The organism is Vibrio sp. 10N.286.52.F8, from assembly GCF_041468745.1.
Classification (GTDB): domain Bacteria; phylum Pseudomonadota; class Gammaproteobacteria; order Enterobacterales; family Vibrionaceae; genus Vibrio; species Vibrio crassostreae_C.
Map to the genome: position 1 here is coordinate 145,696 of NZ_JBFRJF010000025.1, position 24,329 is coordinate 170,024.

At 44.0% G+C, this 24,329-nt stretch carries 21 protein-coding genes; 13 read left to right on the forward strand and 8 right to left on the reverse strand.

Annotation, left to right across the window (positions count from 1 at the left end; translation table 11 throughout):
* Nucleotides 1-103 precede the first annotated feature (103 nt).
* The 3 genes from AB4133_RS13865 to AB4133_RS13875 form a co-directional block, all read right to left on the reverse strand.
* Nucleotides 104-886 (reverse strand): siderophore-interacting protein, encoded by a 783-nt coding sequence (locus AB4133_RS13865; protein WP_372224790.1) that lies wholly within the window; start codon nt 884-886, stop codon nt 104-106.
* Between the two features lie 200 nt (nt 887-1,086).
* On the reverse strand, nt 1,087-2,565 hold the full coding sequence (locus AB4133_RS13870) for a peptide MFS transporter (RefSeq protein WP_372224792.1): 1,479 nt from the start codon (nt 2,563-2,565) through the stop codon (nt 1,087-1,089).
* A 415-nt stretch (nt 2,566-2,980) separates the two neighbouring features.
* Complete coding sequence (locus AB4133_RS13875) at nt 2,981-4,351, reverse strand: L-serine ammonia-lyase (protein ID WP_017059518.1); 1,371 nt, start codon at nt 4,349-4,351, stop codon at nt 2,981-2,983.
* A gap of 356 nt (nt 4,352-4,707) precedes the next feature.
* Here AB4133_RS13875 and AB4133_RS13880 point away from each other — a divergent pair, with 356 nt between their 5' ends.
* On the forward strand, nt 4,708-5,586 hold the full coding sequence (locus AB4133_RS13880; RefSeq protein WP_372224794.1) for a YdcF family protein: 879 nt from the start codon (nt 4,708-4,710) through the stop codon (nt 5,584-5,586).
* Nucleotides 5,587-5,740: 154 nt separating this feature from the next.
* Here AB4133_RS13880 and AB4133_RS13885 read toward each other — a convergent pair whose 3' ends face one another.
* Nucleotides 5,741-6,001, reverse strand: coding sequence for a DUF333 domain-containing protein (locus AB4133_RS13885; RefSeq protein WP_017059521.1), 261 nt, complete (start codon nt 5,999-6,001; stop codon nt 5,741-5,743).
* Between the two features lie 302 nt (nt 6,002-6,303).
* Between AB4133_RS13885 and AB4133_RS13890 the strand changes: the two genes are divergently transcribed.
* The 5 genes from AB4133_RS13890 to AB4133_RS13910 all read left to right on the forward strand — a co-directional run bounded on the left by AB4133_RS13890 (nt 6,304) and on the right by AB4133_RS13910 (nt 11,603).
* Nucleotides 6,304-6,822: an NUDIX hydrolase gene (locus tag AB4133_RS13890; RefSeq protein WP_017059522.1), complete on the forward strand. Its 519-nt coding sequence runs from the start codon at nt 6,304-6,306 to the stop codon at nt 6,820-6,822.
* A gap of 228 nt (nt 6,823-7,050) precedes the next feature.
* Nucleotides 7,051-8,814, forward strand: a complete 1,764-nt coding sequence (locus AB4133_RS13895; RefSeq protein WP_372224796.1) for an ABC transporter ATP-binding protein — start codon at nt 7,051-7,053, stop codon at nt 8,812-8,814.
* Entirely contained in the window at nt 8,808-10,592 is a 1,785-nt protein-coding gene (locus tag AB4133_RS13900; protein ID WP_372224798.1) for an ABC transporter ATP-binding protein, read from the forward strand. The genes AB4133_RS13895 and AB4133_RS13900 overlap by 7 nt, the downstream gene beginning before the upstream one ends.
* A gap of 235 nt (nt 10,593-10,827) precedes the next feature.
* A complete protein-coding gene (locus tag AB4133_RS13905; protein WP_017059525.1) occupies nt 10,828-11,094 on the forward strand; it encodes a hypothetical protein in 267 nt (88 codons plus the stop codon).
* 74 nt (nt 11,095-11,168) lie between these two features.
* On the forward strand, nt 11,169-11,603 hold the full coding sequence (locus tag AB4133_RS13910; RefSeq protein ID WP_017059526.1) for a hypothetical protein: 435 nt from the start codon (nt 11,169-11,171) through the stop codon (nt 11,601-11,603).
* Nucleotides 11,604-11,680: 77 nt separating this feature from the next.
* Here AB4133_RS13910 and AB4133_RS13915 read toward each other — a convergent pair whose 3' ends face one another.
* Complete coding sequence (locus tag AB4133_RS13915; RefSeq protein WP_372170025.1) at nt 11,681-12,196, reverse strand: cytochrome b; 516 nt, start codon at nt 12,194-12,196, stop codon at nt 11,681-11,683.
* Nucleotides 12,197-12,472: 276 nt separating this feature from the next.
* Between AB4133_RS13915 and AB4133_RS13920 the strand changes: the two genes are divergently transcribed.
* Both AB4133_RS13920 and AB4133_RS13925 read left to right on the forward strand, forming a co-directional pair.
* Nucleotides 12,473-13,312 (forward strand): tetratricopeptide repeat protein, encoded by an 840-nt coding sequence (locus tag AB4133_RS13920; RefSeq protein ID WP_372224801.1) that lies wholly within the window; start codon nt 12,473-12,475, stop codon nt 13,310-13,312.
* A 161-nt stretch (nt 13,313-13,473) separates the two neighbouring features.
* Nucleotides 13,474-14,730 (forward strand): peptidoglycan DD-metalloendopeptidase family protein, encoded by a 1,257-nt coding sequence (locus AB4133_RS13925; protein WP_017064801.1) that lies wholly within the window; start codon nt 13,474-13,476, stop codon nt 14,728-14,730.
* Nucleotides 14,731-14,836: 106 nt separating this feature from the next.
* Here AB4133_RS13925 and AB4133_RS13930 read toward each other — a convergent pair whose 3' ends face one another.
* Complete coding sequence (locus tag AB4133_RS13930) at nt 14,837-15,157, reverse strand: heavy metal-binding domain-containing protein (protein ID WP_004730185.1); 321 nt, start codon at nt 15,155-15,157, stop codon at nt 14,837-14,839.
* A gap of 36 nt (nt 15,158-15,193) precedes the next feature.
* Nucleotides 15,194-16,141 (reverse strand): LysR substrate-binding domain-containing protein, encoded by a 948-nt coding sequence (locus AB4133_RS13935; RefSeq protein WP_372224802.1) that lies wholly within the window; start codon nt 16,139-16,141, stop codon nt 15,194-15,196.
* Nucleotides 16,142-16,232: 91 nt separating this feature from the next.
* Between AB4133_RS13935 and AB4133_RS13940 the strand changes: the two genes are divergently transcribed.
* Nucleotides 16,233-17,258: a DMT family transporter gene (locus tag AB4133_RS13940; RefSeq protein WP_372224804.1), complete on the forward strand. Its 1,026-nt coding sequence runs from the start codon at nt 16,233-16,235 to the stop codon at nt 17,256-17,258.
* Between the two features lie 42 nt (nt 17,259-17,300).
* Here AB4133_RS13940 and AB4133_RS13945 read toward each other — a convergent pair whose 3' ends face one another.
* Nucleotides 17,301-20,312: an HD domain-containing phosphohydrolase gene (locus AB4133_RS13945; RefSeq protein WP_372224806.1), complete on the reverse strand. Its 3,012-nt coding sequence runs from the start codon at nt 20,310-20,312 to the stop codon at nt 17,301-17,303.
* Nucleotides 20,313-20,633: 321 nt separating this feature from the next.
* Here AB4133_RS13945 and AB4133_RS13950 point away from each other — a divergent pair, with 321 nt between their 5' ends.
* The 4 genes from AB4133_RS13950 to AB4133_RS13965 all read left to right on the forward strand — a co-directional run bounded on the left by AB4133_RS13950 (nt 20,634) and on the right by AB4133_RS13965 (nt 24,219).
* The gene (locus AB4133_RS13950) at nt 20,634-21,380 is read left to right on the forward strand and encodes a phosphatase (protein WP_017059533.1); all 747 of its coding nucleotides are present in this window, start codon (nt 20,634-20,636) and stop codon (nt 21,378-21,380) included.
* A 144-nt stretch (nt 21,381-21,524) separates the two neighbouring features.
* Complete coding sequence (locus AB4133_RS13955; RefSeq protein ID WP_017059534.1) at nt 21,525-21,920, forward strand: cytochrome b562; 396 nt, start codon at nt 21,525-21,527, stop codon at nt 21,918-21,920.
* Nucleotides 21,921-22,221: 301 nt separating this feature from the next.
* Nucleotides 22,222-22,572: a hypothetical protein gene (locus AB4133_RS13960; protein ID WP_017064798.1), complete on the forward strand. Its 351-nt coding sequence runs from the start codon at nt 22,222-22,224 to the stop codon at nt 22,570-22,572.
* 111 nt (nt 22,573-22,683) lie between these two features.
* Nucleotides 22,684-24,219 carry a PepSY-associated TM helix domain-containing protein gene (locus AB4133_RS13965; protein ID WP_372224808.1) on the forward strand — a complete coding sequence of 512 codons (1,536 nt, stop codon included), beginning with the start codon at nt 22,684-22,686 and terminating at the stop codon, nt 24,217-24,219.
* The last annotated feature ends 110 nt before the right edge of the window (nt 24,220-24,329 follow it).

The window sequence follows — 24,329 nt, forward strand, 5'->3', positions numbered from 1 at the left end:
ATAGGTATCTCTATTAAGTTAAATGAAAAAACGCCCTTAGCGAAACAAACTTCGTTAAGGGCGTTTTCTCTTTATCTAGTAAGAAGCTGTAGGTAGTAAAGACTTACCCCGCTAAATCTTGAGCATCTTGCTGTTTCAACACTTTGTGGCCATCTTCAGTGACACCACGTTTCCAGTAGCTGCTGATGTAGATGTTCTCTTTCGCGACTTCTTTTTCGTTGCGGAAGTATTGTCTTAGCTCACGCATGCTTTCAAATTCACACGCTGTCCATATTGAAACCTGACCTTCTAACCATTCTGTGTTGCGCACGGTTTGTGAAAGTGACTCTGAGGTTTCATCTTCAATCAACCAGGTTACTTTGATACCTTGAGGAGTCTCAAGTACCTGCTTATCTGCTGCTGAGTTGATCTGAATGATAGCGTGCCCCGTTGCTGTTTCTGGGAGCGTTTTTACTTTTGCAGAAAGCGCAGGTAGGGACGTCATGTCTGCAACTAAGAAGAACCAGTCTGACTCTAGGTTAAGCCCCTGAATTAAACCAGGGCCAGCCACTGAAACCGTGTCACCCACTTTCGCGTTCATTGCCCACCTTGCAGCAAAGCCACACTGCAAATCTTTAGTGATGTGACGAACGAAATCGACTTCAATCCACTGCTCTACAGGATTGTACTGACGAATGGTGTAGGTACGCATGGTTGGGCGCTCACCTTCGTTTAGCTGGCTTAAATCAGTCGTGCCAAGTGGCGAGAATAAAAGCTTGATGTAGCCGCCGGCACATTCTGTTGGGTATTTACTTAATCCCTCACCGCTAAGCGTTATGCGCTGCATGTTTGGAGTAATTGTTGAGGTTTGAGTAACGGTTAATGTGATAGGGCTAGGCTTGCTCATATAAGGCTCTCTTAGATTTGGATTTCCACATCATAATCCTGAACTAAAAAACACTCAATACTAATAGTTATCATTTACTTTGATTTACACATGTACTACCTAACTTATACGACAGATCCTATTGAGAAACGGATCCTACAAAAAAGAGCCCTTTAGAAAACTAAAGGGCTCTTAGGATTGGTTTGACTCAGCGAACAGAATTAGCTGTTTGCTTGCTCTAGTTCAATCGTTTCTTCAGCGGCTTTCGCAGCTTCTAGCATCTTACGAATAATGAACGATGCAGCCATTGCGATACCCACCATTACAACCGCTAGGATAGTTAATAGTTGGAAGTAATCACCGTAAACCGTTTGAACGATTTCTTGTGTGATCTCTTGGCCTTTCTCAAGTGCAATAGACGTTGAGAATACCGCGCCAACAATGCCTGATAGTGCGATTGCGACAGAGAATAAGCTTACTGAGAAGTTTTCGATGTGCTTAGGTGCAACAGACAGAATGAATGCAACAACCATAGAACCAACAATAACCTCACCAAATGCTAGGAAGAAGTGGATTGCTAAGAACACTTCAGGGCGAATCAGAATATCTTCACCAACGGTTGTTACTGCCATCGTTAAGATACCGAAAGCGATCGCCGTCAGAATGAAAGAGAAACCGACTTTGGTTGCAGTTGAGAAGTTAATGTTTTTCTTTTCTAGGTTAGAGAAGATACCCGCGATGATAGGGCCAGCAACCATACACCATAGTGGGTTCATTGCCATTGAAGCTTCAGGTGCGACAGGGATGAAACCAAATAGATCGCCACGCATTGTGTTGATCGCTACCATTGTCATCGAAGTCATCATCTGACCGTAGTACACGAAGAAACATGTCGTCAGGAATGTGATGATTAAGATAGTCCCCATTTTTAGCATGTCTGATTTCTTCGATTTCATCATCAAAGAGACAAAGTAGATGATCGCTGCACCACCGATTGCGTACACGATGTTTTGGCCAATATCCATGTTAGAGAACATGAAGAATACCAAGCCGATCATTGCTGCAGAAAGACCAAGGAACGCTGCCCAGTTTTTAGTGCTTACTGGTTTTTGGTCGATTTCAGCACTTGCTTCAACAAGGCCTTTGCGAACAAAGATCATCATCAGAAGCGCAGCACCGGCTAGCACCGCTGAAAGAAGGAAACCACCGTGGAAACCAACAACAAGTACTAGCATTGGGAACAGGTATTGGCCTAACAGAGCACCAATATTGTTTACTGAGTAGTTGATTGGGTAGCAGTTCTCAAAATCTTCTTGAGTTTTGAACGTGCGTTTGTAAAGACTTGGGTAAGAAGGGGACATCAAACCACGTGCATAACTTGCTAACGCAATACCACATAATGCCATCGGAACATTGGTTGCTGCTGCACCAAGTACCAGTAGAACGTAACCACTTGCGAACCCTAGGAAGGCAATGGTTAAAGATCGGTAGGCGCCTAAAAACTTGTCGGCGATAAAGCCACCTGCGATAGCAAATAGCGGTCCGATTGCAGAGAAAGCACCAACAACCATCATGGTGTCGGCTTCATTGTAGTTCAGATCTTCAAGGAAGAAACGAGTCAAGATCACCATGACGCCATAGAACGAAAGTCCGAACATCATTTGGCAGAACATCATTGATTTGTTTAATCTATTCCACATTATTTTATTCTCACGTTTGTATTAATATGTAGTGTAATTGCCCGATTATAATATCATTAGTAGTAATACATAAACTTAAACATCTGTCCCAAGCAGAACTTTACTCGATATATCTTTTCTTATGAGTGCATTCATATTTCTCATGAATGAGATTTGCAACGTTAGATTTTGCAAGTGGATGCATGGCGGTATGAAATTTAGCCATCATCATTTGTGGCTAAGTAATGAACTAATAAAGGGAAAGTTAGAGGTAGTCATTCTGTAAGTTATTTTGAGTGAGTATCACTTTCAATTAGCTGTTGGGCTTTAGCCAATAAAAAAGCCAGCTTGGTGGCTGGCTTTGTTGAGATATTGAAAACTAAGTTTACAAGAATGCTGTCTCTATAGAGGCTTTCTCCACTCGTGTTCCTGTCTTTTATTCACAAGGTGGTGCCATGTGGATCACGGCTAGGCCGCCTAGAGAAGTTTCACGGTACTTCTTGTTCATGTCTTTACCTGTTTGGTACATGGTCTCGATAACCTTGTCTAACGAGATAAGACACTTGCTGGTACGTTTCAATGCCATGCGCGATGCATTGATGGCTTTCATTGCACCCATTGCGTTACGTTCGATACATGGCACCTGAACAAGGCCACCGATCGGATCGCATGTCATGCCCAGTGAGTGTTCCATCGCGATCTCAGCGGCAATACAAATCTGTTCGTTGCTACCACCACGTAGGGCAGTTAGGCCTGCTGCGGCCATTGATGAAGAAACGCCGACTTCACCCTGACAACCTACCTCTGCGCCAGAAATCGAAGCGTTGGTTTTGTATAAGATGCCGATTGCGCCAGAGACTGCCAAGAAGTCTTTAAGCTGCTTGGTGTCTAGCTCCTTGATGAAACGATGGTAGTACATCAATACCGCAGGAATAACCCCAGCTGCACCGTTGGTAGGTGATGTCACGACCTGACCGCCCGCTGCGTTTTCTTCACTTACAGCAAAGGCAAATAGGTTAATCCAATCCATGATCTCCATTGGATCGTTTTCAATCGAGGCATTTGCTTCCAGCTTTTTAAGCAGAGCAGGTGCTCGACGAGTGACTTCTAGGCCGCCATCAAGGATGCCTTCCGTGTCAAAGCCACGCTGCATACACAGAGACATCACCTTCCAAATTTGGTCGGCTTTCTGGTCAATCACATCCATACCTTGGAATGAAACTTCGTTACGTAGAATTAAGCCACCAAGGCTCAGTCCTTGTTGTTCGGATAGTTCAAGCAACTGATCAGCAGAAGAGAAAGGGAACTCAACTTGAGTTTCTGCTTCCTGTTTGCCGTTTTGTAGCTCATCAGCGGTTGCGATAAAGCCACCACCAATCGAGTAGTAGGTTTCCATATCCAGAAGGCTGCCGCTTTCGTTAAAGGCAGAGATAGTCATACCATTTTCATGCAGCGGAAGGTTGGTCTTGTGGAAGAGCAGATCGCTTTCTACATCGAAATAAATTTCATGGTTACCGCTAACCAATAGAGATTTATCTTCAATCGCCTTACGCATTGCTTGGTTAGCACTGGTGATTTTAATGGTGTCGGGGCGGTTACCTAGCAAACCTAACAAGGTCGCTCTGTCTGTGTGGTGACCAATACCCGTCAATGATAACGAGCCGTATAAGTCGATTTGAATACGCTTCACTTGCTTAAGCTGAGCATCAATTTTTTGGGTAAAGTTAAACCCAGCGATCATTGGTCCATTTGTGTGGGAGCTGGATGGTCCAACCCCAATTTTGTAGATATCAAAAATAGACAGCATAGTAACTTCCTGTGAAGACGGTTCGATGGACGAACTCTGTGTAAAATTTGTATTTGGTTAGTTGCACTTCTTTGAGTGAACCTGTTCTGTGGGTGAAACAGTTATGCGATAGAGCGTATTCATTGATTGAAAGGGCTCTTTTATCGACTAGTGCTAACAAGCATAGAGCGATGAAATACAAGAGCGTGCTATGTTTGCTGTAAAGCGACACGTTTATTCTTGTATTACCTAAGATGTCGCTATCAATAGTGAGCATTATTGCGAGCAACATATAAGAATTTCAAAATACTTTTGTTAACAAGTATTGTATACATAATTCACTCCATCTAATCCCCAAAACGAGACTTGAACATAAAATGAGCATTAATCACCTCCTTATTGTGCTGGGTAAGCGACTTAATGAGAATAAATTGACTGATGAAGGAATCAGTCGAGTTGATGCTTTGGTTGAGTATCTGGCGGAGCCTTTGGTAGAAGAGTCGAATCAGCAAACTGCGGTAGCATTTTGTGGTGGGCTAACAAAAGGGCAAACACTGTCTGAAGCCGACGCGATGCACCAGTACTTTAGAAAGCTTGAAAAGCAGCGTGAACATCCGTTTTCTTTAGGGGCGATTTTGCTCGAGCAGCACTCGACCAACACTGTCGAGAACATACAGAACTTGGCCTCAGAGATGATTGCAAGCGGGCTGTTTACTCGCGGGCAAAGTGTGCAAGTGACATTCGTTTCGAATGACTACCATTTACAACGTATATTCGAGATTCAATCGCTCATGGGCGAGCAAGGTTTGCTTAAAGTTCTCATCGAGAAGTGTTCCGCACTTGGGGTAGAGCAGCAAATAGATCGCAGGTTGGAGGCTCATGTTGCGGTGCCATACCCACATCAAAGTGCTCAGGGGCAATTGTTTCTGTTGATGGACGTACTGACGACCTACCGAGTTTATCTTGAAGGTGTTTGTGCGGGCGCATTTAAGCGAGATTTAGAGTTGGTTAGACGAGAGCCAGAAAGACTGTCTTTGGAAGCATTGATCACTGCCAAAGAGCTCGTTGGACGTTCATCTGACTTTGACATTGTGGAGAGTTTACTCCCAGCATTGGAGCGCTGTATCCAGCAGACTTCAGTGGGTACCGATGTAAAAAAAGTCAGGGAATACCTAGCTCTACTAGATACTAACCTGACTTTATTGAACCGTTATTTAGATCCGGAATCGGATCTCACACATCGCTGGTGGCGATAGGTGATTATTTCTTTCTCGTGATGCCAATAACGGCCTTTAAACTCGCAAAGGCAATCAGACAGTAAGCTCGAAGCTTTGTGCCTTCTTCTGCTCACGCGAACGTAATCACCGCCCGTCACATTGGCCAAAAGGCTCATGTGTTGTATTACAGTGATTAACTTTGGTTTTCTGAATCTTGCTCATGGTTATTGCGGTAGTACTCCCACTGTTCAATGCGCTCGCCGTCATCGAATACACAGTAAGTTGTACGCTGATTGTTTTCAGTAACCGTGTCTAATTCACCGTCTTGTTGAACACAATAAACCGCTGCTGGGTTAGCGACTGAAACACGTTGGCCCTCGCTATATTCTGCATAGTCGTTTGCACAACCGCCTAATACAACGGCACATACAGCCATCAAACCAATTTTCTTCATGTCTATCTCCTACGTGATAACTCTATAATCGAATGCGTTAAGTTCTACAGAACCAAATGAGAAGCTCTATGAAATTAGTATATTTTAGATTTCAGAAAAGGTTGTCCTAATTTGGTCAAGATATTGAAATAGGTTGATATTTCTTCATGTTTAACGACTTTTTGAGTGTTAGATCAAGCTAAGTGGATTCAAGTTACCGTAGGAATATCTCCGTCCGATCCGTTCTGGTTAGCGGTTGTGAACCTCGAATCTATTGATGATTATGATATGATGCCGCCAAATTCAGTAGAGCAGTCAGAATCATGAGACACCTAAAAACAACCATCCATCCTGATATCGACCATCTAGACAATAAAACGGTCTATAAGCGCAACGCTGCCCGTGCCATTGTGTTAGATGGTGAAGACATTCTGATGCTGTATACAGAGCGTTATCACGACTACACCATTCCTGGTGGTGGTTTGGATGAAGGGGAAGATGTGATCGCAGGTATGGTTCGTGAACTCGAAGAAGAGACTGGCGCGAAGAATATCCATAGCATCAAGCCGTTCGGCATTTTTGAAGAGTTTCGTCCTTGGTACAAAGATGATGCAGACATGATGCACATGATTTCTTACTGCTACTCATGCAAGATCGATCGTGAGCTTGGTGAAACGGCTTACGAAGATTATGAAGTGAAAAACGGGATGAAACCGGTGTGGATGAATATCCATGAAGCGATCGCTCATAACGAAAAGACCATGGCAGAGAGCCCTAAGAAGGGCATGAGTATTGAACGTGAAACCTTTTTGCTGCATTTGATTGCCAAAGAGATGCTTTAGCCGTTATCAATACTAGCCTGCTAAGCTATTTATTTGCCGCCACTTTTGGCGGCAAAGTTGTTTCTAGCAATGCTAAAACTTAATACCCGAAACTAATTATTGAATATGGTTGATATTGTCAACTAAGTGTTTTTGATGTATCTTTACCTCAGCGATGAACCTATCTAGCTTAACTGCCCGGTTATATCGTTAAATCTCGCTGTGAGCCTGCCCTAAACAAAGAATACTATGAATAAAAGACAGTTTATTGCCCATTATCTGCGCATGAATCGCACCTCGTACTTATTGGCGATTGTGTTCATCTTTCTCGTCAACTGGTTACAAGTAGAGATCCCTCGTTATATCCAATTGGCGATAGATTTGATTGATGATGCCTCTTCAACTGGCCACCAACAGCTTCAAACCTATGTTTGGATTGTGGTCGGGATGTCGGTTGCCATGGTGGTGGTGAGAATTCTGTCTCGTATCTATGCGCTTAATCCGGGGCGAATTACAGAGGCCGCACTTAAAAGTACACTTCTACAAAAGTTGAATCGCTTACCGAGCAGCTTTCACGAACGCTTTGCTTCGGGTCGACTGATCTCGATTATCAACAATGACCTTAGTGGCATTCGACTGCTGTTTGGTGTCGGCTTCTTGCAGTTCTTCAATGCCTTACTTGCGTTGTCGTTGACGCCTCTTTACATGTGGCGCATATCGCCAGAACTCACACTGTATTCGATCATTCCTATCTCAATCGCTTTTGTGATTTTCCGTGTGGGCTTCAAGCGTATGAAAACGCTGCATTTAGAGCACATGAAGCGTCTACAAAACCTGTCTGCTCAACTAATGAGTTACCTGTCTGGGATTGACTTGATTAAGAGCCAGCAGATGTCACCTTGGATGAAAGCCGAAACTGAAAAGCTGAACCAGTTATTGCTTGAATGCCGCCTTAAAATTACACGCATTCAAGTCTTCTTTATGCCGGTACTCGACTACGCCAATGACCTGATGAAAATCATCATTCTTGGGCTTGGTGGCTACATGTTAATGAGACAGGAACTCACACTTGGTGAGATTACCGCCTTTCTGACTTACTCGGTTTTGCTCGCTATGCCATTGATGCAACTTGGCAGAATCGCGACCATTTATCAGCGTGGCATGGTAGGTATTCAAAGTGCACAAACCATTCTTAATGCCAAAGTCCCGGAGCTTGATGAAGATAAGCTGACTGAACTAGATGTTGAATCACTGAAGGGAAAAACGTTTTCTGTTCGCAACCTCAGCTTCAGCTATTCAGGTGAAGAACGCGTGATTCTCGATGACATCAGCTTTGATATTCCAGCAGGTAAGAAAGTGGGTGTGTTAGGCGGGATCGGAGCGGGTAAAACGACATTAGTGAACTGCTTAAACCACCACTTGGATGTACCACAAGGTTCTGTTTTCCTTGGTGAAAGAGATGTCACTAGCTTCTCACGCAGTGACTTACGCCGTTACGTGAAAACCGTGACTCAAGACCCTTACCTGTTTTCAGCAACCGTCGAAGACAATATCCGCTTTGGTAGCCTAGATACCGATTTGGCAAAGAGTCAGGTTGATGAAGTGCTAGAGCTCAGCCAGTTGGCTAGTGATGTGACACGTTTTGAACACGGCGATCAAACCTTAGTCGGTGAGAAAGGGATCATGTTGTCAGGTGGTCAGAAGCAGCGCTTAAGTATTGCGCGTGCTTTATTGCAACCCACCGACCTGATCATCATGGATAACGTTCTATCGGCTGTCGACTATGAAACAGAACGTAAGATCTTGGAAGGTTTGTTTAAACGTTTGGAAAATCAATCGGTTCTTGTGGTTTCACACCGCGTTAATGCCCTTGAATATATGGATGAAGTCATCGTGTTGAACGAAGGTAAAGTGATCGCGAAGGGCGACCACGCCACGTTATTGAAAACCTGTGATTACTATTACGATACATGGCAACTACAGCAGAATGAAACGGAGGCAGCAGCATGTTAAAAGGTGTTGATCTCAAATACCTCAAGCACTTTTTTAAGTTTGCTAAGAAATACAAAGGCTCTGCGATTCTGGGCATCGCTATGCTTCCTCTTTCTGTCATCACGAGCTTGTTGTTCCCTTGGCTGATCATTCAAGTGATCGATGTTCACCTGAGTCACGGGGATATGGATGGACTGCTCGAGTACGTCTTCTATCTCGTTGCCGTGCTGGTGGCGAGCTATGTGGTGGATACCACCTATTCGTACAACCTACGTAAAACCGGGCAATACACGATAACTGACATGCGCTCAGTGTTGTTTGCTCGCGTGCTCAAACTGCCACGCAGCTATTTTGATAACACACCGATTGGCGTAACGCTTTCACGATTAACCAGTGATTTGGAAACCATCGGCGAGACGTTTGTTCAGTCGGTTGTCGGGCTAGTTAAAGACAGCATCAATACCATTGCTCTGTTAGTGATGATGTTCTTTATTGATTGGCAGTTAACGATGATTGTATTGATCATTATGCCACCAGTGATGTATTTGACGGTTTATGTACGAAACCGACTTCGTGCACTCTATAAGGTGACTCGTTCTTCGTTGGCTCGCGGTATTGGCTTTTTACAAGAAGTCTTATTTGGCATGAAAACCGTTCAGATGTACCGAGCGGAAGAGCAAGTCGAGCAACGCTACCAAGGCTATACCGATGAGTTTTTAAGAGCGCAGAAGAAGATCAATAAATACGATGCGATTTTGTTCTCGTTTATCTCCGGCATCACTTCAATCACTATCGCGATTATGATCTGGTATGGCTCTGAGCAAGTGATAGAAGGAGCGCTCACCTTGGGTGTGCTGATTGCGTTCATCAATACTTTAGAGAAAGTGTTTGTTCCGATCCGAGACTTTACTTCGCAGATCGCTTCGATTCAGAGTTCATTTGCAGCGTTTGACCATATTGAAGAACTGTTTGTTGAGCCGACTGAAGAGGAAGGGCGTAACCTGCTGCCATCTAACAAGGTTGAGAAACAGCTTGAACAGTTTGTGAGCCTAGAGTTTAAGAACGTAAGCTTCCGCTACAAAGACGACTCTCCCTACGTTCTAAAGAATGTCTCGTTTGTATTGGAGAAAGGGCATCAAATCGCCCTTGTGGGTTCGACGGGTTCGGGCAAGTCGACGATTCTGCGTCTGATCTCTAAAACCTACCAAGATTATGAAGGCAGCATTTTGTTGAATGGAATAGAGCTGTCACAGATCTCAAGTGAAGACTCTGCTCATTTGTTCTCAATGATGATGCAAGACGTGCACTTATTTGAAGAGACCATCCAATTCAATATCGCGCTGGGCAAAACGCATCTATCTAGAACTGAGGTTGAACAGGCGGCGCGCTATGTTTATGCCGATAAGTTTATTGAACAATTGCCACAAGGTTATGACTTCCACTTGGAAAAGAACGGCTCTAACTTGTCTGTAGGGCAAACGCAGCTTATCTCGTTCGCTAGAGCGGTTGCACAGGGCGGTCAATTGATGATGCTTGATGAGGCGACCAGTTCGGTAGATTCAATCACTGAAGACCTGATTCAAAAAGCAATGCAGCGCCTTTTCAAGGAAAAAACCGTGATTGCGATTGCACACCGTTTGAGTACCGTTCGTCACTCAGATACGATTTTGGTGTTGGAAAAGGGTGAAATTGTTGAGCAAGGTAATCATCAACAGCTGGTGGCACACAATGGTATTTATGCTGGCTTGTTACAAGAATCGATTGTAGAAACGGGCGATTCTCAAGTAACGGTTGCCTGATCACCTCAAATCAGGTTTACCGTTATCGATACTATGAATTGGTGTTGCTTATGTTTCACCAATTTCTATTCTTTTCTAGTATTCCCAGTAGCTTAGGGAAAATAAAACATATTTTACGATTATTAATATGTTATGATATCCCTACTACTAAAGGGGTGTCTTAGGGCATCGGGATGTATGCAAGCAAAAAGAACCGGCTTGTGTCAGTCACTTTCTGGCGAATATGGAATCGAAAATGTTGTTGGAAGAAGTTGTAGAAATTATCGAATTAACCGACTCAGACCATTTATCTCAAGCAATGGAACTGTTTAACGAGCATGGTTTTGTTGATGCTGAGTCTTTACCTTTTATGAATGTTGTTTTTGAAACAGCACCAGATCAACTTGCGAAGAAGCTGTCGCAGATTGGTTTTAAAGGTTTAGTGCAAGTCGAAAAGAACGAAGATGCATCAGGCTTCACCATTATTGATGCTGACCGTGTTCTGCTAAAAGACTCTGCTTAGCTGCAAGATTCAGCTTAGTGAAAAGACTCTATCCAGTTCAGTAACACCCGTTATGATTATTTGAGGTTAACACAGTGACAACAGCAACCGTTTCATCAACAGAACAACACATTTCCAATGAACATGCGCTTTTAGGTGCATCGTTATTAGCGTCTCAAAAAGTTGAGTTGGCTCTGTTCAGTGTGATCTCTAAATTAGCTAAAGCGTTGCCGAAAGAAGCACAACAGCCACTCGATTTGGACTTGTATACCTTTCTAAGAGAGAAACCAAGTGAGCAAGCTGCTACGTTGATCTTGTACGAACAAACCTTTGGTGAGCAGCTTCCGTTAAAAACAAACGAACTTAACGATTTTATCTACCACAGAAATCTTGTTACTCGTGGCTTTTGGCGTGTGACTGGTGCTGATGTTAAAGGCGGTGAGAAACTTGCTAACCCAGAGCTTTATTTAAAAGAGTTCTTGGCTAAATGTGAATACTGGCAAGTGATGATTGATACTCAAACCAAGTAATCAAATTGAAATAAGAAAGCCATAGCGAACATGCTATGGCTTTTTTGTTTGTGCAAACCGTGTTGAATTCTCTGAATCTAGAGCATCATCTTCAATACATAGTTCCTAGAGACAAAGTGGTGTTTAAGTGCGGCACTGATATGCAGCACAATTAAACAGGCTAGGGCAATACAACTGGCACGATGGAAATAGAAAAAGAAGCCGTTGATTGCAGAGTCGGTAATTAGATTATTTACGCTCACTAACCAAAATAAAGAGTACGGTTCTTTTAGCATTAAGTAGCCGGTGCTGAAAACCATAAACATCACAAGATACATCAAAGAGTGTGCAAGCTTGGCAACGCATTTTTGCCCTTCAGGCACAGAGGTTGGCATGCTTGGCGACGAGCGAAAGTGGCTCCAGATATAACGAACCACAAGCAATGGTGTCGCAACGGTCGCCAATGACATGTTGAGCATTGACAGAAAAGAAAACAGCTCTGGATGATTGGTGACATAGTGCATCACATACCCTGTGATTGTTGCATAGATGATTACAGAAGCCATTACCCAGTGCAGTACACGGCTTACTAAATCGTATCGTGGATTATTCAAATTAACCTCGTTCTGATCGTTATTAATATAAGATTCATCTCGATGCAATAAACCATTTTTCGGTATATTCGCATCGCGAATTAATCATATAGAACAGTATTACGCGGTATTTTTATAATTTAGAAATTAATGATGTTGCTTCAGGTGTTTTATAATTATCAATGATGTTTTAGAGTGTTAATTCCAATATGGACATAGCAAACTTGTCGACTTCCTAGCTTGTATGCCTATTACGAGATACAGTTAGTCTAAATATAAACATATAAGGAATGTATAATGCTTCGAATCTTATTGGTTGCAGTTATCTCGGTGTTCAGCACGATGAGTTTTGCAAGCGAAGATGTTAAGTACTCGGAACAAGAGTATTTGGATAGACCGCTGATGGAACGCTATATCTTGGATGAGTTGAAGCAGCTTCGAATGGAACAGCAGGATCTTGAAAGACGCTTGACCATTCAGATGACTGACCGGGAACTGACTGTGGCAGACAAGTCTCTGAATTACGCCAATGTAACCGTAACCTACTTCTTCTACATTATTGCTGGTGTGGCCTCTCTTATCGCGCTGGTGGGTTGGCAATCCATCAAAGAGCTTAAACACACAACTCAAGACATGGCTGATAAGCGACTTAATTCTATCGCTCAAGACTATGAGAAGAAGTTTAATATTCTTGAACGGGATCTTAAGCGCAAGACCAGAATCATTTCCGACAACAACCGCGAAATTGAAATTATCAATGAGATTCATAACCTATGGTTGAGAGCACAGAACGCACAAACGGCAGAGCAAAAAATTGAAATCTACGATGAAATACTGAAGGTTCGTCCTGGAGATTTAGAAGCACTTACTGCCAAAGCTGACGCTGCTATGGATATACAGGAATACCACTGGGCAATGAGTCTTTGTAACCGTGTATTAGAAGTCGATGACCAAAATGCTCATGCCTTGTATCAACGTGCTTGCGCCTATGCTCGATTAGGGGCAGAAGGTCAAGCTATCGATGACTTAGAGCGCGCTATTGAAGCCAGTGGGTCCATGAGAGAGCTGCTAACTGAAGAGCCGGACTTTGAGATGCTGCGAGGCTTAGAACGCTTCGAAGTACTTCGTGAAGAGTAATATGAGGTAAAGATCCGTGTTAACTAAGGTGGTGGGCTTTGCATGCTCACCATACTTTCACACCTATCGCGCTATGGTTTCTTACATTTCATTTATTTTTTTGATTTAATTGTTATGTTATAACACTTTCTAAGTTCCTCGTTATAACCGCTAAGTATTTTATGAAGTTCCTCCGTATAGGTCTGATCGTTACTGCGATCAGCGCATTTTCCCTTGCTGCTTTGCTCTCTTTTCACTCCAAACCAGCACCAGAAATCTCTATCAAAATAACACCTTACCAAGGTTCTCAACCTAATGATAAGGAAGTCATCGACTCGCAAGCGACTCCCAACTCTTTGGTTAAGGTCCATTATTTTGTGAAAGTTGGCGATACGCTAAGCAACATCTTTTCGTCATGGCAACTGCCATATGGAACCGTTCAAAAGGTGATGGAAGCGGATCTGGAGTCTTTGAAACTCGACACAATAAAACCTGGTGACCATCTAGAGTTGCTTTTGGATAGTGACTCAAAACAGCTTGTGGAGCTGATTTATCACGAGAGTTTGGTTGAGCAAGCAGCCTTTACTCGAAACGATGATGGTAGCTTCACCTATAAATTCCACGAGATCCCAGGCGAATGGAAAGAAAAACTCTATGCGGGTAGTGTTCACGGTAGCTTTTCAACGTCAGCCTACAAAGCGGGGTTAACTACTAACCAGATAGCCAATATCACCCGCACACTAAAAGACAAAGTCAACTTCGCTCGAGAGCTGAGAGCTGGTGATAGCTTCAATGTATTGGTCAAAGAGCAGTACACGGATGATCACCTAACGGGTAAAACAGAAATTCAAGGTATCTCAATTCAATTAAGAAACCGAGAAGTCGCAGCTTTTCTAGCACCAGATGGTCTTTTTTATGACAGAGAGGGAAATAGTCTAGAGCAAGCCTTTGATAGATACCCAGTCGACAGAAAATTCCGAAGAATCACTTCTTCGTTCAATCCGACACGAAGACACCCAGTAACTGGGCGAATCTCACCGCACAATGGTACCGACTTTGCGACACCTGTTGGTTCACCTATCTACTCAACTGGTGATGGTCGAGTGGTGGCACTTCGTGACCACCCGTATGCTGGTAAATATTTGGTGATTGAACACAACAGCGTATATACGACGCGTTATCTTCACTTGAGCCGCTTCTTAGTTAAGAAAGGTCAGCAAATTAAGCGAGGTCAGAAAATTGCGCTATCGGGTGCTACTGGTCGTATTACTGGCCCGCACTTGCACTTTGAGGTATTGGTTCGTGGTCGCGCCGTCGATGCGATGAAGGCGAACTTACCAATGGCAAGCTCAATTATGCCTAAAGATAGAAAAGAGTTTTTGGCTCGAATTGCCTCTTTTGATGCCATGATTTCTGAGCCAGAAGATCGTGCGAGTTAGAGATATTCAAGCCTAGTTTGGCAGCGAATACAATAACGCCCCTTAGCTAGCGATTCAGCTAAGGGGCGTTTTTCTAGGTAATCGCATGATTTAGCGAGTGATTCAGTTAAGCAACCACCACTGCCGTGCCACTAGCAGAGACCATCAACATGCCATTACCTGTTCCCAAGACTTCGTAATCAATATCTACGCCTACCACCGCGTTGGCACCCGCTTCAATCGCTTTCTGTTCTAACTCTTTGAACGCGTAGTTACGTGCTTTTTCCAGTTCTTTCTCGTAGGTGCCAGAACGTCCACCCACAAAGTCACGAATTCCTGAAAACATATCTTTGAAAACGTTCACCCCTAGAATGGCTTCTCCGGCAATAACCCCTTTGTAATCGACAATGCGCTTGCCTTCGACTGATTGTGTGGTGGTAATAATCATAATGGCCTCTTGTAAGCTTGCTGAGCTGTCACTCGCTTATTGATTGATAGTTTGGTCTTGCTCTTGAATGTCATCGTTCAGTGCTGTCTCTGAGCGTGTGAATTCATGTCTTAACCATGTTCTCAGTTTTAGCACACTTTCTTGTTTTAATTTGTTTTTTGGGCAAACAAAGTAAAAATCTTGGTGCGGGTTAGCAACCGGTTTACCCAGTTCGACAAGCATCCCATGGCTGATATCATCTTTCACAAACAAGCGATGCGTTACTAGTACGCCTAACGAACGAATTGAAGCTTGCACCGCTTGAATGGAGACATCGAATGTCAGGTTGCTATGGAATGTGGGCATTGGGATTTGGTGATTGTCGCACCACACTTGCCAGTCGTGTTGTCGCCTGAGGTTAAAAACGCCAATGGTCGGGTTTTGTTTGACGAGTTGTTCGACGCTCAATCCGGTCTGGTTTTTTAATATCGTAGGGCTACACACCAAGACTAGGTCATCGTCGCCCAGTTTCTCGCTGTAATATTGTTCCCACTCGTTGGGTTTGCCATGTACAAGCGCAACATCGACCCCTTCCTGCTCGATATCGAAAGGGCCAGTTAGCGTCGAAATGCGGATATCAAGTGAGGGAGCGAAGGCTTGGAAGTCGGGAACTCGTGGGATCCACCAGTGCATCGCTAGCGAATTGACCATGTTGAGGGTAATGCGGTGGTCGTTAGGCGTTCTGGCAAGCTCTTCGGTCGCCTCTATCACTTGCTCAAGTGCGGGAGCAACTTTGCGGTAATATCGCTTACCTGCGGCATTAAGAACAACACGACGACCGACTCGTTGAAACAGAGGCTTGTTGACCAGTTGTTCTAACGACTTTATCGCTTGGCTTACCGCAGAGTGACTGACGTACAATACCCGCGCGGCGTCGGTCATGCTGCCAGTCTCAGCAACAGCAATGAAAGCATAAACGGATTTAAGCGGAACGAGTTTTTTCATTGGTAAGTTTTCCTTACAGTTATAGTTAATATTACTCGCTATTTTTCATTACGTCACGCCTCTAAAATAGATGTCATAGGAGGTGATAATTATGTCTGATATTACCAAGGCGACGACTTTCATGTTGTTGTCGACGTTCAGTTTGTCTTTAAGTGGCTTGATGGCCAAGTATCTATCTGAAGTGATGCCCACTTCGTTACTCAGTTTTGTGCGTTTTTTTTTACCCAGTCTGTTTTTATTTCTTTTCCTGACCTTTTACAAAATCAGCAAGCCGACACGAGAAATGTGGAAACCTTTGGTGATGCGGGCGATCTTTATGGTGGCGTGTCAGTGGTGTTTCCTTACTTCACTGCAAACCTTAACGCTTGTTGAAGGGGTTGTGTTGTTCAGTACGGGGCCTCTGTTTATTCCATTGTTAGAAAAGTTAATATTTAGAACCAAGATTCATACAACGACGATCGTGTGTTTAGCTGTCACCTTTGTTGGCGTAGTTATGATGGCGGGCGATTGGTCGCAGTTTGAGTTGGGTTCGGAGTTCTTTAGACCTGCGCTTCTTCTTGGGCTTCTCGCTGGGGTATTTAATTCTGGCTCGCAAGTGAGTTTGTACCGAGCGTCTAAAACTAGCCTGACACCAGCAGAGCTTAACGCGTGGACCTTTTTAGTCGCGGCAATCATTGTTATTCCAATGGTGGTGTTTACTTCACTTTCTGCGGTGCCCGATGTGCTTGAAAGTGCTGAAAAAGGCTTCGTGTCGGCGTTACTGTCTTTTGACGATTTACGCTGGATTGTTCTCGGATCACTTGGTCTTGCACTGTTTACCATCAATACCCAAATCTTCCGTTCCAAGGCGTATAAGCTTGCAGACAGTGGCTCCCAGTTGGCACCTCTGATTTTTACTAACATGCTGTTTAGCGCGCTTTGGCAGGGCTTGTTCTTTGATGATGTGTTTTCTACACAGCAGATGATTGGCATTAACCTGATTGTCGTGGCGAGCATCACCAATACATTGCTGGCAAAAAGACACAGCAAGGCGAAAGCCAAACAAAAACCGCACACCACAGTGGCTGTAGCGACTGTAGTGGACGTTGCGGTATTGGACTCGGCAGCTAAAAGCTAACCATTGAGTTATGGCTTATCCTCTGAATGGTTAATTTAAAACTTAGAACAATGAGCGTATGTATTCTTTTACTCGGTCGATGTGTTCGTGCGGGTCAATCTCGCAGCGTTGGTTCATTTCTAGGAATCGCTCAGCGTATTTATCGTAGATTTTGTTTTCCAAAAACAGTAAATACAACTTGGGATCGATATGACCGCTGGTGGCCATGTCGGTCATGATGTTGAGTGATTCGCTTAAGAGTTTACCTTTCTTATAAGGGCGATCACTAGAGGTGAGCGCTTCAAAGACATCAGCAATTGCCATTGCTCTGGACGGCAGAGGTAACTGGTCTTCGTTTAAGCCTCTTGGGTATCCCTTACCGTCGATACGTTCGTGGTGTCCGCTGGCGATATCCGGAATGTTTTGAAGGTAAGGCGGGTAAGGCAACTTGTTGAGCATGGTGAAGGTTTGGATAATATGATCGTTGATCATGAAACGTTCTTCATCGTTTAGCGTACCACGGCGTACTTTCAAATTGTGCAGTTCACCTTGGTTGTATTTAACTTCTCCGGGCTTAAGTACAAACGCTTCTTGCCATACATCGGCAGGGTTAAAGCCATTGTCCCAAGGTATTTTATGCTCCGGTTTGTCTGCAAGCAGAGGCTCCATGACAGGCAAACCCTTTTCCTGACTTGTTGGCTCAGTTCTCTCTTTCTCAACCGACTCTTTTTGGGTGTTAAATCTCTCTTTTTCAGACCAAGACAAACCCAATTGATCATCCAGTGTACGTTTCCATTGGCGTTTGGCTATTTGATCTAAGCGTTCTAGCTGCTCTTCCGTCATAGATTCGCCGCCAAGATTACACTCAGCAACGAAGGCAAACTCCTCATCCAGTTCAGACAGGCTTTGTTCGAGTATTTTGAGTTGTTCTTCTTGTAGTGCACCGTTCGCCATCGCTTTCCAGTAATCGGTTTCCGCTTGCTGTTTCAACAACTCAAAACGCATTCGCACTTCGTGGATTCGGTCGTAAATGGTTTCCAGTTTTGTTGCCTTATCTACCACATATTCAGGCGTGGTCACCTTGCCGCAGTCATGAAGCCAAGCGGCGAGCATCAACTCTTCCCACTGTTTACTGTCCAATGAGAATTGCGGGTAATAGCGGTCATCATCTATGGTTGCTTGAGTTAGCCATTTGGTGAGCTCAGGCACTCGTTGGCAATGCCCGCCCGTATAAGGTGACTTGGTATCAATCGCCGATGCAATCAGCTCAATAAAGGCATTAAGCATGTCTTTTTGTTGCTGCATTTGGTCGATGTTGTCTTTCGCTATTTCCGCAAAGCTGAGCAACTCTCTTAAAAAGGCGTGCTTGTCTGCCTGCATCTTGGTAATTGGTCTCTCATAGCCAATTGCCACAATCCCTACCAACAGTTTCTCTCGGTTTAATAGTGGAAATAGGTACAGGTCTGAATTGAAGATCGAATCTTGGTAATAGTTGAGAACATTGTCTTCTCTGTTCAAATGGATCGTCTCACCAGATTTAAGCTGACACAGCAACCAAGGCGTGTGTTTGATGAAGTCATTGATGTCGGCCTTAAAAGGAAGAATGGCAAGGTTGGCTGCCGTATCAAACACGTCTTTCTCTTTGGATTGAGTGAAAAGGACAATGGTTTCTGCTTTGGTAATTAAATAGCTTTGATGAGCAATGTTCTTGGCTAAGATCGAAAACTCCTGATTCCCGGCGGTGTCTCGAAGTAGGGTAATCAGATCATGAAGCGTGTGTTCCATTAGCTCAATCGAGTGGGCGAGGTTAGCCACTTCTTGAATCATGCTTTTGGGATAATGAGTACGCCTGAAGTCGAACCGAGCGATGTTGTCGGTGAGTTGCATCAGCGTATTGAGCGGCTGAGACAGTCGATTAGCAACAAACCATACGATAGCGAAGCAGATGAACAACATCCCAATCGCGACCGCAACTTGCTTGTCTCGCATCGAGATAAGATCAGCGAGCAGCTCATTGTGTGGCGTCGCTTCTGCCAAGTATAAGGTGACATTTTGAGTCAGTTGAACCGGCGTTAGCGTTAGTGCCCAAGTGTTTAAGTTGTACTCAACGTTTTTTAGATTGAGGTTAAACTTCTCTTCATCAGAGATAAGCGGCGCAATAACGGACGCTTTCAATGCTTCCATCTGTTCACGTTTGGGCACATTAAAGAAGCTTTGGTCTTGCTCACTGCCAGAGAGATTCCCCGTCGTTTGCTCAGTTTTACTTGTGTCATCAGATTGGGAGTCAGGCTTGGGTACTGATAACTCAAGTTGATGCTGACCGAGAAGATTAAAATGTTGATCGAACAAGGCGAGTCGGGTTTGCGGAGAATAAGCTAATTCACTGATCTGAGAAGAGAGGGAACTCAACGTAAAGTCGGCACCAACCACATGCTTGCCATCGGCAGAACGCCTAGATAGTGTAATGCCATTGGTTTGCAGGAAATAGAATAGATAGGGCTCAGAGAGTTGTATTGAGCCATCAGGCTTTGCGTTACGAAACCAAGGACGAGTTGTGGGGTTGAACTTACTCTCTGCTTGTCGAGTACTGATCACTTGATGTGCGCCATCAAGATAGGTAATAAAGTTTTCACCGTCTAGATTGGTGCTGCTGACCATCATGGTCGCTTTAGCGGGCGCGCTGTTTTCGGCTCTCTGTTTATTGGTGCTTAATGGACGAAAGATTCTGAAGTCACCATCTTCAGAACCATAAAATAGAGCGACCAAATTGGTGTTTTGCTTGAAGATGATATCGACCGAAGCAAGCCAAGAGTCTTTTTCGACAGCGGAAGCTTGATGAGCAACAAACGGGCTCACCGCCATCACATTTAAGGTTGTGATAACAGGGGCAATGGCTTGTTTAAATACTGATTCCAGTTTGTCGCGGTGCTCATTACTGATCTCGCGCACTGTGCCTAGCAGCAGCTCTTGGGAGTGCCGATAACTTATCGAAATCAATACCGCACCGACAAGTGTTGTCAAAATTAGGAAAAGGCTAGTGATGTGGATACTCAGCGGATATCGTCTTCTTCTCATCTAACACTCCGGTTTGTAGACTGGTTTAAGTATTGACGAACTTGGGTAGGTTGCAAAAAATTGGCGCAATTACCGAGTGTGTGCGGTTCTACTTAGATAAGGCCAAGCGCTGGCTGGCTCTGGTTAGCCACGTATTCCCGTGTCGTGTAAATGAACCAGTAATAAACCTTTATGTTAGGGTGCTAATTGTCACTTTCAGCTGATAAACTGGCCGAATTGTTGCCATTAGGCATTCATTTTCTGAAGTATTCTTTTCCTGAAAGAGATTCAGAGTTACTTTCTGAAAAACGTATTTTGACCGAGCGAAGAGGGCATTGATTCATGGAACTCAAAGTAGATACTCACACCCACACATACGCAAGTGGTCATGCTTACAGCACATTGATCGAAAACGCCAAGTCGGCAAAGCAAAATGGTTTAGCCATGTTTTGTACTACTGATCATTCAGAATCAATGCCGGGCGCGCCACACTATTGGTTCTTCAGCAATCAGCGTGTGCTCCCTCGTTTTATTGAAGATGTCGCAATTATTCGAGGTGTTGAGTCAAACATCATGAACACACAGGGTGAAATCGACATTCATCCGAGTGTGGATAAGAACTTGGATTGGGTGATCGCGAGTTTTCATGAGCCAGTATTTCGCCCATCGGATGTCGCTACCCATACAGAAGCATTGTTGAATGTGATTAAGGGCGGTCGAATTGATGCGCTTGGTCACTTAGGCAATCCTAATTTTGATTTCGATTTCGAAGCCGTTATTCAATGTGCGGTTGAGAACAACGTGGCGATTGAGATCAACAACACCACACTCAAAGGCAATAGCCGAGTTGGCAGTGTTGACCGCTGCTATGAGATTGCAAGAATAGCGAAAGCGAAGGGTGCATTTATTACAACAGGCAGCGATGCGCATTTCTGTTTAGATGTCGGTGGCTTAGACTTAGTCGCAGCATTGTTAGATGAAGTGGGCGTAGATTCGAGTAAAGTGATTACCCATTCGCCAAAGCAGTTCCTAGCCTTTTTGGCCTTGCGCGGTCGTAATGAAATCCCAGAATATTCAGATCTTGTTTAAGAGAATGTCGGCGGGTTTGCATTTCGACACAATCAATTTTTGTGCCTGAAAGATTTTTGTATACACTAGCCGAAAATAATAAAGTCGAAGTGCCACAGTAATGACGGCTCTAACTTCAAAGACACCGCTTCACTTGGAGAAACAATGAAAACTCGCTCAATCCTTTTATCTGGCTTAATCGCTGCTTCAGTATTGTCTGGCAACGCATTTGCTAATGTAGACCTTAAGAAAAACATGCAAGAAATGAAGCTTGCGTTCAAACAAGCGGCAGAAGCTCAAAGCATTGAAGAGATGCAAAAGCCTATCGTTCGTTTAGATACGCTAGTGGCAGAGCTGAAAACGGGTGTTTACCCAGTCGAGAAAGAAGACAACTTCATGGAAGGCTTCAAAAAGATCAGTGCATCACTGGATAGCATTGAGCAGAAGCTAGACCAAGGTGACTTAGCGTCGGCACAGCAAGAACTTCGTACTATTGATGGCCTTCGTGAAGAGTACCATGAGAAGCGTAACCCAAGCATCTGGAGCAAGATCTTCGGTTAATTCGTTAATCATGAACGTTTGCTAGATAGGTAACAAAGAGCAAACCTCAAGATTCGATTTCTAAAACGCCGCCTTACATTACCCTCTTTCGAGGAAGGTGTAAGGCGGCGTTTTTATTGTCTCTTTTATCGAAAGCCTGCTGCAAAGAGATGAGTATTACTTTCTTAGTTTTAGTGTTGTAACCAGTATTTAACGAAAAAGAGTGTGCGTTAGCTTCAATTTTTTAACTTGCTGTTAATCTTTACGTTTACCTATATTCCAAGTCCCTCATAATAAGGGAAATTTATAAAGACTTGGAATAATGCGCCGAACCTCGTTCAACTTCTTCATGTTACTTGCAACAGCATTAAGCTGGGCGCTAGTGACATTAATGCCTGTTATCAATGCTCATGGTAATAGTGCGGGAGTATGGGCGTCGTTATGTACGGTCAATGGCTTTGAATTGGTTCAAATCGAAGAAGGCGAACCTAATACTCATAAAGGAAAGCCGTGTCCGTTTAGCCATTTTTCCACGTTTCACCAAGATGAACTTCCCACTACACTACTGACAACTCGACTGAGTTCTATTGTCTCCGACAGCTACGCTTTTTTGGCTCTAAGCGAACGCTACACGAGGCAAGCCCCGCGCGGCCCTCCCTTTGTTATTGCTTAAACCTAACCCATTAAAATAATTAAAAAATAAAGTATTAAGTAAAGTTAAACATGCTCAGATTACTTTCTGATTTTTCAGAAGGTATGTTTGCGTGTGTCAAAGGAAATTATAATGTTGAGAAATGAATCTCAAACCCCTGCGAAAGCACAAGCAACTTCGCAGTCTAAAAGCAGTGCAACAACCGGTTCGGAAACCAATATAAAAAGCAAAGACCGCAATAAAACCCTCTATTTCCTCACATGGCGCTGGCACTTCTATGCTGGGCTATTTGTTATCCCGTTTATGTTAATGCTGAGCATTACAGGTTTGGTGATGCTGTTTGATGATGAAATCGAATTGACTTTCCACCACGAAGCCCTAGAGATTGTTGCATCGGGCGAGCCGATTAAAGTGTCACAACAGTTAGCTGCAGTACAACTTCAATACCCACAAGGTTCGGTTACCCAGTTTGTTCCGAGCAAAGCTCCTGATCTGGCTAACCGCTTTTCGGTAGCACTTGTAGACGGCACATCGGTCTTCGCCACGGTAAATCAATATACGGGCGAAGTGGTCGGAGAGATTCCGCGTAGCGACAGCCTGTACCAACTCGCGAATGACATTCACGGCACTTTGTTGATTGGTGATTGGGGTGATTATCTAATTGAAGTCGCAATAAGCTTGTCTATTCTGTTGCTCATCAGTGGTATTTACTTATGGTTACCTAGAGATAACGCGAGCCGCGCTGGTTTTCTTAAGCTTCGATTTGGTTCAGGAACGCGTATTTTAATGCGTGATCTGCATGCGAACATTGGAGGTGTGTTATCGCTCGTTCTGTTGTTGTTTATTCTGTCTGGATTGGCATGGACAGGTTTTTGGGGCGGTAAGCTTGTTCAAGCATGGAGCACTTTCCCTGCTCAAATGTGGGACGATATTCCGCTGTCTGATAAGATGCACACATCGCTTAACCATGGCTCAGAGGAAGAACTTCCATGGAATCTAGAACAAACACCGCTGCCGTTGTCTCAAGATAAGCCTGCAGAACATGTACATCACGTGGAAGAGGCATCTGAACCTCATGATCACTCTAAGATGGGCGAAGACCACTCTCAACATGTGATGTCAGCAAGCAGTTTCGGGATTGATGATGTTATCCAAAAAGCGCACTCACTTGGTTTCACTCAATACAAGGTGAATTTCCCGCGTTCAGAAACAGGTGTTTACACGGTCACAGCCAACACTATGGGCGGTGACATCATCGATCCAACGCAGGATCGTACTACGCACCTCGACCAATACTCAGGTCGTATTCTGGGTGAGGTGACATGGCAAGATTATAACTTCATTGCCAAAACGTTAGCGGTAGGTATTTCATTGCATCAAGGTGACATCAGCATCATTAACAAGCTTCTAAATGCTTTGTTTTGTTTGGCGTTCATTGTTGTGTCCGTGACTGGCGGTGTGATGTGGTGGATACGTAGACCTTCAGGTCAAAGAAAGCTTGGCACGCCACCGAAGTTTGGCGATGCAGGGCTTTGGAAGACAGGTTTAGTGATCGTGATAGTTATTTCAGTACTGTTTCCACTGGCGGGAGCGACGATCGTGACAGCAATGCTGCTGGATTGGTTACTATTTTCACGCGTTGAGAAATTCAAGACGGCATTGAGTTAATTGATATACAAACTGACCTCCTTTTTGAGGAGGTCAGTTTCATTATTCAGATTACATGCTCTGTTTATTAAGAAGACGTTAGACTTGTACAGCTCTATATTTGATAAAGC

Bases quoted from the DNA above. Each gene is read 5' to 3' on its own strand.
- AB4133_RS13905 (WP_017059525.1), top strand. From the start codon at position 10,828: ATGTTGTTGGAAGAAGTTGTAGAAATTATCGAATTAACCGACTCAGAC.
- AB4133_RS13940 (WP_372224804.1), top strand. From the start codon at position 16,233: ATGTCTGATATTACCAAGGCGACGACTTTCATGTTGTTGTCGACGTTC.
- AB4133_RS13875 (WP_017059518.1), bottom strand. From the start codon at position 4,351: ATGCTGTCTATTTTTGATATCTACAAAATTGGGGTTGGACCATCCAGC.
- AB4133_RS13885 (WP_017059521.1), bottom strand. From the start codon at position 6,001: ATGAAGAAAATTGGTTTGATGGCTGTATGTGCCGTTGTATTAGGCGGT.
- AB4133_RS13870 (WP_372224792.1), bottom strand. From the start codon at position 2,565: ATGTGGAATAGATTAAACAAATCAATGATGTTCTGCCAAATGATGTTC.
- AB4133_RS13960 (WP_017064798.1), top strand. From the start codon at position 22,222: ATGCGCCGAACCTCGTTCAACTTCTTCATGTTACTTGCAACAGCATTA.
- AB4133_RS13935 (WP_372224802.1), bottom strand. From the start codon at position 16,141: ATGAAAAAACTCGTTCCGCTTAAATCCGTTTATGCTTTCATTGCTGTT.
- AB4133_RS13930 (WP_004730185.1), bottom strand. From the start codon at position 15,157: ATGATTATTACCACCACACAATCAGTCGAAGGCAAGCGCATTGTCGAT.
- AB4133_RS13900 (WP_372224798.1), top strand. From the start codon at position 8,808: ATGTTAAAAGGTGTTGATCTCAAATACCTCAAGCACTTTTTTAAGTTT.
- AB4133_RS13865 (WP_372224790.1), bottom strand. From the start codon at position 886: ATGAGCAAGCCTAGCCCTATCACATTAACCGTTACTCAAACCTCAACA.
- AB4133_RS13965 (WP_372224808.1), top strand. From the start codon at position 22,684: ATGTTGAGAAATGAATCTCAAACCCCTGCGAAAGCACAAGCAACTTCG.
- AB4133_RS13955 (WP_017059534.1), top strand. From the start codon at position 21,525: ATGAAAACTCGCTCAATCCTTTTATCTGGCTTAATCGCTGCTTCAGTA.
- AB4133_RS13945 (WP_372224806.1), bottom strand. From the start codon at position 20,312: ATGAGAAGAAGACGATATCCGCTGAGTATCCACATCACTAGCCTTTTC.
- AB4133_RS13925 (WP_017064801.1), top strand. From the start codon at position 13,474: ATGAAGTTCCTCCGTATAGGTCTGATCGTTACTGCGATCAGCGCATTT.
- AB4133_RS13880 (WP_372224794.1), top strand. From the start codon at position 4,708: ATGAGCATTAATCACCTCCTTATTGTGCTGGGTAAGCGACTTAATGAG.
- AB4133_RS13895 (WP_372224796.1), top strand. From the start codon at position 7,051: ATGAATAAAAGACAGTTTATTGCCCATTATCTGCGCATGAATCGCACC.
- AB4133_RS13890 (WP_017059522.1), top strand. From the start codon at position 6,304: ATGAGACACCTAAAAACAACCATCCATCCTGATATCGACCATCTAGAC.
- AB4133_RS13950 (WP_017059533.1), top strand. From the start codon at position 20,634: ATGGAACTCAAAGTAGATACTCACACCCACACATACGCAAGTGGTCAT.
- AB4133_RS13920 (WP_372224801.1), top strand. From the start codon at position 12,473: ATGCTTCGAATCTTATTGGTTGCAGTTATCTCGGTGTTCAGCACGATG.